Genomic DNA, 16,407 nt, shown 5'->3' on the forward strand with positions numbered 1-16,407 from the left:
GGCGTTATCTTATGCCGGGACGCTTTCGCGAGTGTCGGGCAGGGGAGACGGACGGAACGAACCGACGAATCATTTTTTCGGAAAACGGGAACGCGCGGCTGTAATTTGTGCATGGTAGGGATGTGTCAGGCCTGAAGCACGAGCGAGAATGGTCTATGCAAGCGAGAGGACAGGGGGCGATTCGAGGGAATCTCCACGCGCTCCTCGAGGGCGGATCGCTGGGCGGGCTGACGGATCGACAGCTCCTCGAGCGGTTTACGTCGCGAGACGATGGAGGATCGGATGCGGCGTTCCGCACCCTGATGGATCGCCACGGGCGGATGGTGCTGGGCGTCTGCCGGCGTATCCTCGGGGACAGCCATGACGCTGAGGACGCCTTCCAGGCCACGTTCCTGATCCTCGTCCGCAAGGCCGAGTCCGTCCGCGTGTCCGATTCGCTCGGGCGCTGGCTCTACGGCGTGAGCTGTCGCGTGGCGCGCCGTGCCAAGTCGACCGCCGCCCGCCGAGGTTCGGGAGAATCGATCGCGACGCTCCCGGCCCCGCACGACCCGTCATCGGAGCTCGAAGAGATCCGCGCCCTGGTGGACGAGGAACTGTTGCGCCTGCCGGCTCGGTTCCGAACGCCGATCGTCCTGTGCGACCTCGACGGCTTCACCCACGAGCAGGCCGCGCGGCAGTTGGGATGCCCCGTTGGGACGATCAAGAGCCGGCTCGCCCGAGGTCGGGGCCAGCTTCGCGATCGGCTCGTGCGCCGGGGGTGGTCCCCCGCCGCGAGCTTCACTGCGCTGACCCTCGCGACCTCGGAGGTGGAGGCGGCCGTCCCGCATCTCTTGGTGGAGACCACAATACGCGAGGCCGTTTGCTACCTCTGCGGAACAACCGCGATGGCCGTGACGTCGGCCGTATCCCTTGCCGAAGGAGTCCTGAAGGCTATGTTTATGTCCAAACTTCTCTGCGGCGTTGGCGCGATCGCGCTGGCGGGCGCCCTAGTCGGATCAGCCGTCTATGGCTCGGGTTCGGGAGCCGGGGATGTACAAGAGGGCTCGAAGGCTCGCAACGATGCGGTTCTTGAATCGAAGAGTGAGCAAGCCTCGGAATCGTCCAAGCCCAATGCCATTATAGAGCATCTCAAGGCCGAGCTTGCGAAGAAAAAAGCCGAGCTCGATCGCGGGAAGGCCGAAAAAGAGTTGGTCCTTTCAGTCCTTGCCACCAGCGTACGCCTCAACCAGAGGATTCAAGGCACGGTCTCTGCGGACGAGTTCAAGAAGGCCGAGGCCGAAGTCAAGGTGGCGGAGGCGAAGCTCAATACGACTCTCGCCGAGATTCACTTGCTTGAGGTTATGGTGAAACAAGCAAGCGGTGGCTCGGTCACCGTCCCAACTTCGCCCGAAGTCGTCGAACGCGCGGTCGATACCCAGGGCGGGGCGCTGGAACGCCGGTTGCAGACCCTGGAATCGAAGATCGATCATGTGCTGGAGGAATTGAATTCCTTGAAAGAGCGGAACCGCGGAAGTTGATGCGACCTTCGAGAGGGCTTTCTCTCCCCTCGCCCAATCAACACGAAACGCCGCCCGAAGACGCAAGTCTTTCGGGCGGCGTTTCGCGTTTCGGCGACCCATCCCAGGATCACGACTCGAGGGTCGCGTCCAGGGTGATCTTGGTGTTCAGGAGCTTGGAGACGGGGCAGCCGGCCTTGGCCTTGCCGGCGAGCTCTTCGAATTTCGCCTGGTCGGCGCCGGGGATCTTGGCCTTGAGGGTGAGATGCACCGAGGTGATGGCGAAGCCGTCGTCCACCTTGTCGAGGGTCACGTCGGCGGTGGTCTGCATCTCCTCGGCGGTGAGGCCGGCCTCGCCCAGGATCAGGGAGAGGGCCATCGTGAAGCAGCCGGCGTGCGCGGCGCCGATGAGCTCCTCGGGGTTGGTCCCCGGCTTGCCCTCGAAGCGGCTCGAGAACCCGTACGGGTATTCCTTGAGGGCGCCGCTGTGCGTCGAGATGGCCCCCTTGCCGTCCTTGATCCCGCCATGCCAGATCGCCGATCCGTTCGTCTTCATGCGGAAGTCTCCCGTTGATGGATTCGAGGCTCAGCCCTCCGAGGAAAGGGGACGCGGCGGCCCTCGCCTCCCTCGGACGTCAGCCACATTCTACGCACGAGATCATCGTGGAGAAACGCCGCGGTCGGGGCGCGATCCTCGGTCTTTGAGGCAGGGTCGTCGACAAGGCCGAGGCCGTTTGCCGTCAATCAGGACAAGGCCACGAGTGCTTCTCGCCCTTCTCCGCCCGTTGCCGTCGGGCTCAATATTCGCGTATGAGCCTGTTGCGCATGCCATTTGCTACTGGAATTCAAGGCAGACGCCTCGGAAGCTGCGCGATCCCCTTGAAACCGTGGTCAAGGGCCGCGCCGACAACGGGCAGCATCGTCGTGTTCCGCCGGAGGGATACGCTCTCGCGCATCGGGGCCGAGCCCCGATCGTGGAGTGGGCGATCGACCTCCGCGCGTTGGCTACCATCGCCGTCACTCTGCGACGACTACCCGATGAATCCGCAATCGCTCGACAATCCGGACGAGGCTTCGAAGGTGCCCCCGCCTGCGTCGCGCGAGATGTTCGAAGGGCTGGCCGACGCGGTCCGCGAGTCGATCCTCGTCCTCGATGGCGAGCTTCGAATCCGATACGCGAACCGGTCCTTCCGCGAGACCTACGCGGTGGGCCGGGCGGCCATCGAGGGGAGCCCGATCTTCGAACTGGGCGGCGGGCCTTGGGATTTCCCCGAGTTGCGCAGGGCGACGGAAGAGATCCTCTCGGGCAAGAGCACCATCGCCGACTTCGAGGTGGATCGCGAATTCGAATCGGCCGAGTTCCGGGCATTGCGGGGCAATGCGCGTAAGGTCGGTGAGGGGGACGGCTCCGAGGCGTTGGTCCTGCTCGCCATCGAGGACGTCACCGAGAAGGTCCTGGCCGAGCGTCGGTTGAGCGAGTCGGAGGGGCGTCTGCGACAGATCCTCGAAAGCCTCGAGGATTCCTCCCGCTTCGAGTCCGACCGTCGCCTGCTCGACGCCGTGTTCAACGCCCTGCCGGTCGGCCTGGTGGTCGCCGAACCGGACGGCAGGCTCGTGCGCATGAACCGGGCGAACGTGGAGCTGTGGGGTAACCCCCCGCCGATCAACAGCATCGCCGAATACGCCTCCTGGGTCGGCTACTGGCCCGACTCCGGGCGTCGGATCGAGGCGGAGGAGTGGGCACTCGCCCGGATCCTGACGAGCGGCGAGGCGGTCTCGGGGGAACTCGTCGAGATCGAGCGGTTCAACGGGGGCGGCCGTCGCCAGGTGCTCGTCAGTGGCGCAGCGGTCCGCGATTCCTCCGACAAGCTCATGGCGGGGGTGCTCGCCCTGGTCGACGTGACCGACCGCGTGGCGGCCGAGGCTGCCCTGCTCGCCAGCGAGGAGAAGTATCGCACCCTCTTCGAATCGATCGACGAGGGATTCTGCGTCATCGAGGTCCTGTTCGACGACGATGGCGAGCCGTTCGACTGGCGATACCTGGAGATGAACCCGGCCTTCGAAAGCCACACCGGCCTTCGGGACGCCGCCGGGCGCACGACCCGCGAGGTGGCCCCCGGCATGGACGCCCACTGGTTCGAGATTTATGGCAGGGTCGTCAGGACCGGGGAGCCGGTGCGTTACGTCAACGAGGCGAAGGCCCTTGGGGACCGTTGGTTCGAGGTCTACGCGTTCCGCCTTGGGGGCGAGGGGTCGCACAAGGTCGCCGTGCTCTTCAACGACGTCACCGAGCGGAGGCGGATCGAGGTCGAGCTGCGGCGGTCGAGGGATCGCATCGCGATGTCGCTCGAGGCGTCGGAGTTCGCGGGCACCTGGGATTGGGACCTTGTGACCAACCTGCTCGTGGCCGACGAACGATTCGCCAGGATCTACCAGGTCGACCCGGAGCTGGCGGCGAAGGGGGCCACGCTGGAGCTGTTCACGAAGACGATCCACCCCGAGGATCTGAAACGCATCATCCCCTCGATCGAGCGGACGATCCAACTCGGCAGCCCGTTCGCGGAGGAATATCGGATCATCCGTCCGGATGGGACCGTCCGCTGGGTGGTCTCCCGAGGCCGCACGCGGCTCGACCGCGAGGGTAAGCCGGTGCGCTTCTCCGGCGTCGCGATCGACATCACCGAGCGCAAGGTCGCCGAGGAGTCGGCCCAGGCCGCCAGGGCCGAGGCCGAGGAGGCCAACCGCACCAAGGATCAATTCCTGGCCACCCTCAGCCACGAACTCCGCACCCCGCTGAACGCCATCGTCGGCTGGGCCAAGATCCTCCGCATGGGCAAGGCCGCCCCCGAGGACCTCGAGGAAGGGCTCGAGGTCATCGAGCGCAACGGCCACGCCCAGTCGCAGCTCATCGAGGACCTGCTCGACATCTCGAGGATCACGACGGGGAACCTCCGGCTCGACGTCCAGGATCTCAACATCGCCGACGTCATCGAGGCCGCGATGGCGGCGGTCGGCCCTGCCGCGGCCGCCAGGGAAATCCGCCTGCACAAGACGCTCGACTCGCTCGTCGGGCCGGTCAAGGGGGACTTCGCCAGGCTCCAGCAGGTCGTCTGGAACCTCCTGGCGAACGCCGTGAAGTTCACGCCCAGGGGGGGCAAGGTCCTGCTCCTCCTCGAGCGGGTGAACTCGCACATCGAGATCAGCGTGGTCGACTCGGGGATGGGGATCAGCCCCCAGTTCCTGCCCCACGTCTTCGACCGCTTCCGCCAGGCCGACTCGTCGATCACCAGGCGCCACGGGGGCCTCGGGATCGGCCTGTCGATCGTCAAGCACCTCGTCGAGATGCACGGCGGCGAGATCCGGGCCAAGAGCCCCGGCGAAGGGCACGGCTCGACCTTCACCGTCATGCTTCCGATCGCGGTCGTCCAACCCGATCGTGCCGAGCCGCCCCCGAGGCCGAAGGGAGATCCGCTCGAGGAGGACTTCTGCCAGGGGGGCGCGCTCGAGGGCCTGAAGATCCTGGTGGTCGACGACGAGCAGGACGCCCGCCAGATGCTCAGGCGCGTCCTGGTCGAGTGCAACGCCGAAGTCATCACGGCCGGCTCGGCCGTCGAGGGGCTTGAGCAACTGCGGAGCTTCGGCGCCGACGTGATCGTCAGCGATATTGGCATGCCCGATGAGGACGGTTATGATTTCATCGCGAAGGTCCGGGAGACGATGTCGGCCAAAGAGGTGCCGGCGATCGCCCTCACCGCCTTCGCTCGGGCAGAAGACCGCAAGCGGGCGATGATCGCCGGCTTCCAATCCCACATCGCCAAGCCCGTGGACCCATCCGAGTTGACGGCTGTCGTGGCGAGCCTGGCGGGACGGACTGGACGACGGTAGCCAGGAACACCGCGTAAGGCACCCATGAACGATGCAACGCTCCGCATCCTGGTGGTGGACGACTGCGCCGATTCCGCCCGGATGCTCCGGATGCTCATGAAGCGCGAAGGCTATCAGGTCAGCATCGAGTTCGACGGGCCGACGGCCCTCGCGAAGGCCCTGGAATCCGCGCCGGACGTCGTGCTCCTCGACCTCTCATTGCCCGTCATGAGCGGGCTGGAGGTGGCCTCCGAGATGCGCAAACGGCCGGAACTCGCCGGCTGCACGATCGTCGCCGTCTCCGGTCACGGCGAGGAGATGCTGCCCTCGCCGTCCCCCTTCGACCGACACTTTCAGAAACCCCTCGAGCTCGACGCCCTCAAGGTGTACCTGGAAGGAATCAGGGTGGACCGGAAGCCCCCTTTTCCGACGCCGACCGTCGCCTGACGCCCCGCGGATTGAGGGCCCGAGGACTGAAAAGTCGGCCCGTCGGCGTTCAGCCTTGGCTCTCGGGTTTCGGCTTGCGTGACTTCCGGGGCGAAGGGGCCTTGCCGTATGACAGGTCGAGCAGTTCGATGTCACCCCGTAGGTCCATCAAGAAGCCGTGGACGTGCAGCGGGAGCGGTTTGCCGTCCTTCTTCGGCGCGTGGGTTGGCCACCATGCCTCGATTTCCCGCCTGAGTTTGGTCGCCCACCTGCCGTGCTCGACCTTCTCTTCATCCAACTGGTGGTCGTCGAAGTCGAGGCCCAGGATCTTGCGATAGGCGCCGCAGTTCCGGTGCTCGATGATGTAAACGTCATGCGGCTCGTGGAGTTCCAGTGCGATGGCGAGGTGCTCGAAGAAGGTCTTCTTCCAGTTCCGCTTCGTGTGATGGGTCACGCCCAAGGCTGCCCCGGCGATGACGAGGTGGTCATATCGGTTGGTGAGGTTGTCGCGATCCATGAACGCGGCTAACTCGTCGATCAGCCGCAGGTCCATGCAGGACAGGACCAGGACATTATGGCGGGGCGGCGGGTACTTCCCCGGCATCTTGCCCATCGCTTGCGTCGTCAGCTCATCCACGGGTGGACTCCCAGGATCCTTCATCGAGGCTCGATCACGCAGGCCGCAGGGCGACTGGCGACTCGACCCGGCCGATCGTCAAAGGAACATGGCGAACCGCAGCCAGAAGGTATTGTACCCGTCGATCGAGTTGGGGGGTACGATCGGGATCGGCCTGCTGAAATGGGTCCAGACATAATCGAAGCTGAGACGTGTATACTTGTTCGGCCACCAGTTGAGGCCGACCATGAAGCTGTCCATGCGGTCGGCCGACCGGGTCGCGTCGGCGAGTCCGCGCCTGATGTCGTTCTGGCCGGCGTCGAACTGGGACCATTGCGAGGCGACCTGCCAGGCCCCCGGCCCGTACTGCCCCCGGCTCGGGATGAACGGCCGCAAGGGCTCGATCGTCGAATAGCCCTGGAAGCCGTTGCCGACGAAGTCCCGCTCGCCCGTGAGCCAGTATGATGCGTTGATGTAATAGGCCAACTGCGTCGAGCGCCCGCTCGTCGTGCCGTCGGTCAGCTCCCGGCTGAAGTTCATCAACTCGGCCAGGACGCTGAACCGGCCGAACCAGTAGACGTGGGGCGCGACCCTCGACCGCAGGCCGTCGGCCCGGACGTTCGAGTTGTAGACGTAGAAGGGGAGCCCGACGACCGACACGAAGCTCGGGTTCGTGGTCGCCTCGCCGTTGTTCGTGAAGGCGATGCTCGACTGGTTCAGTGCGTATCTCTGCTCGCCGGCCGAGACGCTGACGCCGCCGCCGAAGCCCTCAAGCTTGGAGCCCTTCCAGGCGTCGCCGCGGAAGGGGGTGATGTCGATGGCCCCGTTGTACTCGACGTTGCGGTTCAGGTTGCCGAAGAAGCTCGTCCCCGAGTTCACCACGCCCGACCACCACTGGACCCGGTTGTCGAGGGCCGTGCCCGTGAGCATCAGGCCGATGGGACGCTTGCCCGCGAGCTGGAACAGGGGGGAGTTCGTGATCACCGGCTCGAGCGCGGGGGAGAACCCGTAATACTCGTACAGGGGCGGGGCCAGCCCTTTGCCGGCTCGGAGCGTGACGTTCGGGCTGATGTGCCAGGCGACGAAGGCGTCGAGCAGGTTGAAGGTCCCGAGGAACCCCTGCGTGCCGATCTGGTAGCTCCAGTCCTTGGTGATGTTCCCGTAGAAAAACGTACGGGTGAACGGCACGTTGAAGTTCTGCTCGATCGTGGGGAGGTTGGCGCGGTCGAAGAAGGTGCCGTCGAGCGTGACCTGGTTGCTGATGTTGAGCGTGAACTCGTCGTTCTCGTCGCTGAAGCTGAAGTAGCCGCCGCCCCCGAGCGGCCCGCCCGCGTCGTGGTTGTACTTGTACCGGCCCTTGAGGGGATAGCGGTCGGCGTCGGCCTTCTCCGCCTGGGCCGGGCCGAAGGCGCCCGAGTGGTAGCGGGTCGGGACGCCGTTGCTGACGCCCCCGTTCTCGGCCGTGGTGAAGGGGGATCCTCCGCCCCCTTGCTGGGGCCCGGCCCCCGCATTCGCCGCAGGCACGGTGGACTGCACGGCGTCGAGTTGGTGCTGGAGCGTGTCGACCTGGGCCTTGAGCCGGCGGAGTTCGGCGAGGACTTCCGCGTTCGTCGCCAGCGACTCCGCCTGCGCAGGCGCCGCCGACGGAGGCACGCCGGGGTTCGTCGCCGGCACAGGGGGCGTCTGTCCCTTTGCTACCGGCGGCCGGCAGAACGCGAGGAGGGCCATTGTCACGACGAGGCTCATCCTCGCCGATCGGGGGGGCATTATCACACGACTTCTCCCAGACTCGGCCAAGGGTCACGTAGACCGTCGACGGTCCCTCCTCACCCTTCTCCGCCGACTCTCGGTATCGGCGCGAAAGGGTTCGACCAGGACTCTTGTATCGATCGTGACGGGTCGTCCGCATCAACAATTCATGGGAGCCGGCTCGAGAATCGGCCTAACATTGCCTCACGACGCCAGGCCGGATGGTGCCAGGGCCTCGTCGCCTCGACCAGGATGAATGAGTTAAGATGAGGCCATTCCTGACAAATAACCGAAGAGAGGCGGTGATTCTGATGCTGGAACGGGCGAAGCTCGAGTGCATCTCATGCGCGGTATTGTGGTTGGGGCTCGGCTCGCTGGCCGCCCCGGCGCGGGCGGAACGGATGAGCTACCTGGATAACGGGGTGATTCGCATCGGGGTCGACCTTGACATCGGCGGCTCGATCACGTTTTTGGCGGTGGCGAACGACAAGGATAGGCCGGGGGAGAACCTGATCAACTCGCACGACCTGGGGCGGCAGGTCCAGCAGTCGTATTACGCCGGGCCTCAGCCGTTCGGCCAGGCTCATCCCGGCTGGAAGAACTGGCCTTGGAACCCGATCGGCTCGGGGGACGTCTACGGGAACTCCAGCAAGGTGAAGGAGTTCACCAACGACGGCAAGACCCTGCACATCACGACGATCCCCATGCAATGGGCCCTCAAGAACGTGCCGGGCGAGTGTACGTTCGAGACCACGATCACGCTGGAAGGCCCCGCGGCGCGGGTCCATTGCCGGCTCAACAACCATCGGCCCGACAAGACCGCGTACCCGGCGAGCAACCAGGAACTTCCGGCCGTCTACACGATCGGCAAGCTCTATCGCCTCTTCACCTACGACGGCACCGAGCCGTTCACGAACGCACCGCTGCGCCTGGTGAAGAACGACGGCCCCCCCTGGGCCTTCTGGAAGGCCACCGAGAACTGGGCCGCGCTGGTTGATGACAAGGACCATGGCGTCGGCGTGGTGAACCCTGGCGTCTACGCCTTCATGGGCGGGTTCCACGACAAGCCGGGCAAGGGGGGACCCAAGGACAACCCGACCGGCTACATCGCACCGAGCCGGTTCGAGATCCTCGACCACGACATCGTCTACGACTACCACTACGACCTCGTCGTCGGCCCGCTCGAAGCGATCCGGGCCTATGCCGTCGCGCACCGGGTCCAGGATCCCCGGCCCGACTATCAATTCAAGGCCGACCGCCAGCACTGGACGTACATCAACGCGTCCGACGCCGGTTTCCCGCCGAAGGGCGAGTTGAAGGTCAAGCTCGACAAGAACGACCCGCAGATGATCGGCCCCGAGCAGTGGTGGAAGGCCGAATCCGCCCCCAAACTCTTCATCAAGGCCGCCTACCAGGGAACCGGCCAGGACCGCGCCGAGGTCTTCTGGAGCGTCGCCGGCCAGGAGGGCTTCTCGGGCGAGCGGAGCCTCAGCTTCCCGATCAAGGCGGACGGGGCCTATCACACCTACGAGGTCGACCTCTCCTCGTCCCCCCACTACCGGGGCACGATCACGGGCCTGAGGTTCGACCCGGCCTCCGCGGGCGCGGCCGGGGGCGAGGTGCGGATCGAGTCGATCTCCTGGAAGCCGTCCGAGCCCGCGAAGTAACTCGTTCGATTCCAAATCATGCGAGGGGGTGGCTGGAGCCGTCATGGGCGGTTCCAGTCACCCCTTGATGATGCGCGATGACGGAGAATGAGGCCTTAATTTGGTTTTATTTATGGCATGATATTGTGGTGAATTGTGGGTTTTCAATGAATGCTCAGAGCTTCCAGGCGACGCCCCATCGCGGGCGTTCCTGGTGCCATCGGAGCTGCCCTCGGTGCTTGTAGTAGAACCCGCCGACGGTCCCCATGATGACGATGGCGCCCCAGATGGCGATGCCCCAGGCGAAGAGCGTGGCCGGGATGTAGACCCAGAACGACTTTTCATATAAGGCTTTCACGGCAACGAAGGGGAGGACGGAGAGGGTCGCGACTGCCGCCACCGAGATGCAGAGGATCGCGAATGAGACGTTGAGCTTCACGATCATCTCGGCCACCACCCAGGGCTTCGCCGCCCACTGGTCGTCGTGCAGGAACGAGAGCATGAGCACCATGAGCCCATAGGGCAGGGCGACGAGCCCGACCGAGGCCAGGGTCGTTATCGGGATCGGCTCGGACTCGTAGAAGAGGCGAGAGACGAGCAGGGGCAGTGCCGCGATGGCCCCGCTGAGGAAGAACCAGATAAGCCAGGGTCCCAGGCCGCTCAGGAAGCCGTCGAAGTTGCGATCGGGCGACCGAGGGGGGACCGGATCTCCCATCGCGCGGGCGACCAGCACCCGGGCGAGATATTGCAAGGCGTAGAAGACGGCCAGCGGCGTGAGCAGGAACGCCGGCAACGACGTGACCAGCGAGATCAGGTATCCCATCGGCCCCGCGCCCATGCTGTCGGCGTCGCGCTGGAGCGAGGCGCAATACTCCGGGATCAGGATCGTGAAGATCCAGAGCACGACGCTCAGCGTGGCGATCACGCCGAGGGCCTCGGCCGTGCCCTTGGCCGGGTAGAGGAGGTCGGGAGGCCACCAGGGGCCCGCGGGGGCCGGCGTGGTCCTTGTGGTTGCCTTCCTCTTTCTCCCCGTCCTCGGCGGTTTGACGACGTCCTCGGCGGCGTCTCGAGATTCCATCTCGATCGCGACGGCCTCGGCCCGGCTTGCGGTCGAGTTATAGGTCGAGGGGCCCAACTCGTAGGGGAGACCGTCCCCCCAGCCATCGTCCTCGACGACCTCGGGGCGGGCCGGCGGCCTCGGCTCGTCGGGGACCTTGAGCATGCCGCCGCACTGGGGACATCGCCCGGTCCGGCCTGGTTTCAGGCCGGGGGCCTTGAGGCGTTGCCCGCAAGGGCAGATCAGGGTCGGCACGCTCATGGACGGCTCCTGGCTCCTCGTGACGAGGCTTCCCGTTCCGCTATTATCGAGGGGGCGCCCGGGCAACCGCGTCGTCGCCCGCGACCCGAACCATCCGGCGTTCGGTTTCGTCGGATCTTATTATCATCAAAACGCGATAATTTAATCGAAACCGGCCTGCTTTACCGTTGAAGACCCGGGGACTTTATCTTTGCGAGGTCTCTTCTGCGACAAATGTAGTGAGCTTGGGCCGTGAAGTCAATGACAGATGTGCTAGGGGCGATGACGTCAGCCGTCGTTTCGCGATTGCCTGGCGGGCGGGTCGGCCGTAGGCTTGAGGGGGGCTCGAGACAAGCTTACGACGGCACGCGCGAGGCCGAGGGGAGCGACCGCGATGAATCCAGCCACGAGGACGGCCGACTCGCAGTCGTCGAACTTGCCCGAGTCCATCCGCCGGGCGTTGGGGGCACTCGACCGCCGGATCCGGACGGGCTCCGCGGTGCGAGGCCTGGGGACGCTGGCCCTGGTTCTTGCGCCGATCGCCGCAATGGGGATGGCGCTCGACTTCGCCTGGCCCTTGCCCTGGGCCCTGCGATGGCTGATCTGGCTGGGATGGCTCGGGGCGAGCGGCTGGCTCCTGGCGACGAAGGTCGTGCGGCCATCCTTGAGGCGAGGGAGCCCGCTCGAGCTGGCGGCGGTCGCCGAGCAGGCCTGCCCGGAACTCGGCGAGCGCCTGACCGGCGCCGTGGGCCTGCTGGGCGAGCCCTCGGGCCGCCACGGCTCCCCCTCGCTGATCGCCGCGACGGCCGAGGATGCCTCGAAACACGTCGACGCGATCGAACCGAGGCGCATCGTCTCCCTCCGCAGGCCGGGGAGGCGCCTGGCCCTCGGCGTCTCGGCGCTGGCCCTGGTCGTGGTCCCCTCGCTCATCTGGCCCGACACGGTCGGTCGCCTCGGCCGGAGGTTCCTCGCCCCCTGGGCCGATGTCGCCCGCGTGAGCCGCTACGTCGTGACCGTCGCCCCCGGGGATCGGACCGTGGCGCTCGGGGATGACGTCGCGATCGAGGCCAGCGTCCGGGATCGCTACGGCAAGGCCGGCCAGATCGAGCCTCCCTCGGTCGAGTGGACGGACGAGCAACGCGTGACGCACCGCGTTGCGATGGCCTCGGGGAATCTCGAAGAGGACAAGCCCCAATCCTTCTCGACGACGCTCCCGAGGGTCTCCGGCTCGTTCGCATACAAAGTCGTCGGCGGGGCGATCGAGAGCCGCACCTATCGGATCGAGGCGGTCGAGCCCCCCCGGATCGCGAGCCTCGAGGCGAAAGTCGAGCCCCCGGCGTATACGAAGTTCCCCGCGTTCGTCGCACGAGACCCAGCGCGGGTCGAAGCCTGGGAGGGGAGCCGTGTCACCCTGAAGATCAGCGCGAGCCGCCCTGTGCAAGCGATCGAGGTCGACTGGCCACGGGTTCAAGAGCCTGTCCCCGCTTCGCTTGCAGCCGACCATAGGAGCGGCTCGGTCTCGGCCGTCGCCGAGCAGTCGGGGGGCTTCTCGGTCCGGATCCGGGACGAGCAGGGGCTGGCGAGCCGCGCCGAGACGCCCAGGCGCCTGGTCGTCCGCCCCGATGGCCCTCCCACGCTCGCCCTGAAGGGGGATGATAAGCCCGAGGAATCGCGGGCCGACGACACCTTGCGCGTCGCGTCCTCGGCCCGCGACGACGTGGCGGTGGCCTCGGTCGAGCTGCATTACACCATCGAAAGGGCCAAGGGGAGGGCGAGCGCGTCGAAGGAGGGGGAGTCGGGGCACGTCGTCGCGGGCGAGACGTGGAAAGGGCTCGGCTCAGCCTCGTCCCGGGGCGTGCTCGAACTGCCGCTCAAGCCTTTGCGGCTCAGGCCGGGGGACAAGGTCTCGTATCGCGTCCGCGCGGCCGACAACCGCCCGGCGCCGAAGGGGCCCAACGTCGTCTGGTCGTCGCCCAGGATCCTCGGCATCGTCTCGCAGGCGGAGACCTTGCAGGCGAGGCAGGATCGGGTCGAGCGAGAGGGGATCCAGGCCAGGCTCGACGCCCTGAAGGCGGCCGCCGCCGAGAACCGCAAGGAGACCGAGCAGCTCCGCTACGCCGCCGACGCCGCCAGGCGAGGCAACGGCGCCTGGGAGCAACAGCAGCAGCGCGAACTCGAGCAGCGCGAGGCCGAGGCCCGGTCCGTGGCCGATCGGCTCCAGGTCTTCGCCCGCGAGATGGCGCAGAACGCGAAGTTCCGCGAGCTCTCCCGCCCGGCCAGGCAGGTCGCCGAGGTCGAGGCCGAGGGGGGCCGCGTGATGCTCGAGAAGGCGAAGGGGCAGGCGGACGCCTCGCAGCGGCTCGACGACCTCCGCCAGGCCGACTCCCGGCTCGCCGCCGTCTCGCAGCGCCTCGACGCGCTCCAGCAGCAGTTCGACGGCCTGAACCGGCGCGATGGCGACCTCCAGAAGCTGTCGGCCCTCGCCGACCGCGAGGCGGCGATCGCGCAGGACGCCGCCGCGAAGGCCGGGGACCGCGCCCAGCTCGACCGGCTCCAGGCCGAGCAGGGCGCCGTACGCAAGGATCTCGACAACCTCGTCAAGCAATCCCCCGAGATGCGAGCCGACGTCCTCAAGGCCCAGGCGACGGAGGCCGAGGCCCTCGCCCGCCGAGCCCGGCAACTCGCCGACCGCCAGCGCGAGGAGGCCCGCACGGCCACCGACCTGAGCCAACGAGCCGAGGCCCTCAAGGCCCTGGCCGAGGCCCAGCGCAACCTCGAGGATGACGCCAGGCGGCTCGCCCTGGAGGTCGACGACCCCCTGGCCGAGAACTGGCGAGGCCGCCTCAACGTCGATGCCCTCCGCGAGGCCGCCGGGCCGATCGAGCGCGGGGACCTCGAGCAGGCCCGTCAGCGGCTCGAAGGGGCCGAGCAAGAACTGCGCAGGGTGGCCCGGGATCTCGAGGACCTGCCCAACGACCCCAAGGCCCTCGCCATCCGCCTGGCCCGCCGGCAGGACGAGCTGGCCGGCCCGGTGGAGGAGGCCATCCGCGAGGTCCGGGACAAGCCGGAGCCGACCGCCGTCGAGCTGGCCGCCATGGTGGACAAGCTCCGACCGCTCGCCGAGGCCCAGGAGGCGATCAACCGCCTCGCGAATGCGATCCGCCCCCCTAACGAGCCGCCGCAGTCCGAGGCCTCCAGGTCGTTCCCGCAGGACGTGGCCAAAGCCGCCGTCCAGAGCACCACCCGCGCCTCGGAGGCGCTCCGGGCCCTGAAGCCCCGCGAGATCCAGGCCCGCCAGGAAGAGGCCAGGCGCGAGATGCGAAGGCTCGCCGATGCCTTGCCCGACGCCTATCGCCGCCAGGAGCCGACCCGCCAGCGCCTGGGCGAGACGGTCCGCAACGCCGACGACCTGGGCCGCGAGCTGGAGCGGCACCTCCGCGAGACGAGCCCCCAGCCGGGACAGCCCCTCGACTCCGCGAAGTCGGCCGAGGACCTCGCCAATCGCCTGGCCCCGCTCGTCGAGCGGCAGGAGAAGGCGGTCAAGGACATCGCCGCCCTCGGCGTCGAGCCCCGCGCCTTGCCCCAGCGCGATCGAGCCGCCCGGCGAGCCAAGAACCTGGCCGATTCGATCAAGGCCCTGGCGTCGAAGGACGTCCCCGCTGTGCGTCGGCAGGAGCTCCGGAACCTGCTGGCCCCGGCCCAGGTCGAGGCCAGGGCCTCGCTCGTTCGGCTCGAACAGAAGGTCCATGATCGCCCTTCGGCCGACGACGTTGCCGAGGAACTCGCAGCCGACCAGCAAGCGCTCGCCGGGCTCGCCAAGGATCCCGGCTCCAGGCCCGACGCGGCGGCCGACCAGCGTCGGCTCGCGACGGCCCTCCGAGCCCTGAACGTCCCCGACGCCGCCATCCCTCAGGCCGATGCCGTCCGCGCCGCCGAGGCCGCAGCCAAGGCCCTGGCCGAGGCCGGCGCGAAGCCGGAAGCGAAGGTCGAGGCCGAGGTGCAGAAGGCCAACGACGCCGCCCGACGCCTCGCCGACCACCTGAATGATCGCCAGAGCCCGCGAGCAAAAGCCGAGGCCCTCGCCCAGGCGCAACGGGCCCTGGACGGCCCCGCGTCGAAGTCCGACCCCGTCGGCTCGGCCCGTCGTCAGCGGACCATCGCCGAGGGCCTGGCAAGCCTGCCCCGCGATGGGCGTGAGGTCGCCGAGGAACCCCTGCGGCTGGCGGCCGAGCTCGCCGAGCGAGCCCTCAGGCCCGACGGCGATCAGCCGGGCATGAGCAAGCCGACCCCCGCGGCCCTCGCCGGCTCGCGAGCCAGGGCGGCCGAGGCGCTCGACAAGTTCGCGGCCTCCCTGCCCGCCGACTCGCCGGCCGTCGCGACGACGAAGGCTCCGGGAGAAGCCTTGCCCGACGATCCCGCGTTGCGCCTCGATCCCAAGGCGCTCGAGGGGGCAAAGAAGCTGGCCCAGCGTGAGCGTCGGGTCCGCGAGCAGCTCCAGTCGCTGCTCGGCGAGCGGGCCGAGCCGCAGCAGGCCCTCCGGCAGGAGTCGACCGCGCTCGGTCGCGAGCTGGCCGACCTCCGCGATCGCTCTCGCCCGGTCAGCGACCGCAGCCAGGGGCCGGCGAACGAGGCCGCGCAGCTCCTGGGCGAGCACGCCCCGCAGGCGATGGACCAGGGGGTCGAGCAACTCTTGCGGGCCCAGCCCGCCCAGGCCCGTGACGCCCAGCGCAGGGCGGCCGAGATGCTCGAGCGCGGGGCACAGCAGGCCGAGGACCTCGCCGCAGCCCTCCGCGCCGAGGCCTCCGCCGATCCGAACGCGGGCCAGCAGGCTCAGGGGAAGGGGAAAGGGCAGGGGCCATCGTCGCTCGACGAGGCCCGCGAGGCGATGCGCCAGGCGTCGAGCCAGCTCGAACAGGCGAGGGAGCCGGGGCAAGGGGATCAGGCCGGGCGGTCGGCCCAGGACGCAATGGCGAACGCCGCGAAGGCCCTGCGCCGGGCGGCCTCGCAGCAGGCCGGCGAGTCCGACAACGAGCAACTCGCCTCCGACGATTCCCCCGCGAACGATCCCGGATCGGCTCCGGGCCCCTCGGCCGATCCCAAGAGCGCCCCCGGCGGCAAGGCCGCGCCCGACCTCGCCGAGCTCAAGAGCCTCGTCCAGGCGAAGACCGGCCGCGCCTGGGGCGAACTCCCCGGCCACCTCCGCTCCGAGATCCTCCAGATGTCGCAAGGCCGCTACCGCGACGACTACGCCCGCCTGATCCAGCTCTACTTCCGCGAGATCGCCGCAGGCTCCGAGGCCCCTCGATGATGAGG

General features: G+C 67.8%; 9 protein-coding genes. 5 read left to right on the forward strand and 4 right to left on the reverse strand.

The features are described from left to right. Positions 1–155: 155 nt before the first annotated feature. Complete coding sequence (locus ACOYYX_RS01485; RefSeq protein ID WP_422928165.1) at positions 156–1,517, forward strand: sigma-70 family RNA polymerase sigma factor; 1,362 nt, start codon at positions 156–158, stop codon at positions 1,515–1,517. Between the two features lie 109 nt (positions 1,518–1,626). Here the strand turns inward: ACOYYX_RS01485 and ACOYYX_RS01490 are convergent, their stop codons facing one another. Further along, on the reverse strand, positions 1,627–2,052 hold the full coding sequence (locus tag ACOYYX_RS01490; protein ID WP_422928166.1) for an OsmC family protein: 426 nt from the start codon (positions 2,050–2,052) through the stop codon (positions 1,627–1,629). Between the two features lie 482 nt (positions 2,053–2,534). Between ACOYYX_RS01490 and ACOYYX_RS01495 the strand changes: the two genes are divergently transcribed. Beyond that, a complete protein-coding gene (locus ACOYYX_RS01495) occupies positions 2,535–5,381 on the forward strand; it encodes a PAS domain-containing protein (RefSeq protein WP_422928167.1) in 2,847 nt (948 codons plus the stop codon). A gap of 24 nt (positions 5,382–5,405) precedes the next feature. Continuing rightward, the gene (locus tag ACOYYX_RS01500; protein ID WP_422928168.1) at positions 5,406–5,807 is read left to right on the forward strand and encodes a response regulator; all 402 of its coding nucleotides are present in this window, start codon (positions 5,406–5,408) and stop codon (positions 5,805–5,807) included. Between the two features lie 49 nt (positions 5,808–5,856). On the opposite strand, the gene ACOYYX_RS01505 is transcribed toward ACOYYX_RS01500, so the two are convergent. Next, complete coding sequence (locus tag ACOYYX_RS01505; RefSeq protein WP_422928169.1) at positions 5,857–6,423, reverse strand: carbonic anhydrase; 567 nt, start codon at positions 6,421–6,423, stop codon at positions 5,857–5,859. A 78-nt stretch (positions 6,424–6,501) separates the two neighbouring features. After that, positions 6,502–8,130: a porin gene (locus ACOYYX_RS01510; protein ID WP_422931577.1), complete on the reverse strand. Its 1,629-nt coding sequence runs from the start codon at positions 8,128–8,130 to the stop codon at positions 6,502–6,504. 332 nt (positions 8,131–8,462) lie between these two features. On the opposite strand from ACOYYX_RS01510, the gene ACOYYX_RS01515 reads away from it, so the two are divergent. Then, entirely contained in the window at positions 8,463–9,818 is a 1,356-nt protein-coding gene (locus ACOYYX_RS01515) for a hypothetical protein (protein ID WP_422931578.1), read from the forward strand. 154 nt (positions 9,819–9,972) lie between these two features. On the opposite strand, the gene ACOYYX_RS01520 is transcribed toward ACOYYX_RS01515, so the two are convergent. Then, a complete protein-coding gene (locus tag ACOYYX_RS01520; RefSeq protein WP_422928170.1) occupies positions 9,973–11,115 on the reverse strand; it encodes a hypothetical protein in 1,143 nt (380 codons plus the stop codon). Between the two features lie 373 nt (positions 11,116–11,488). Between ACOYYX_RS01520 and ACOYYX_RS01525 the strand changes: the two genes are divergently transcribed. Further along, positions 11,489–16,402, forward strand: a complete 4,914-nt coding sequence (locus ACOYYX_RS01525) for a DUF4175 family protein (RefSeq protein ID WP_422928171.1) — start codon at positions 11,489–11,491, stop codon at positions 16,400–16,402. The last annotated feature ends 5 nt before the right edge of the window (positions 16,403–16,407 follow it).

Source organism: Singulisphaera chitinilytica (assembly GCF_049331405.1).
Lineage (GTDB): Bacteria > Planctomycetota > Planctomycetia > Isosphaerales > Isosphaeraceae > PoT.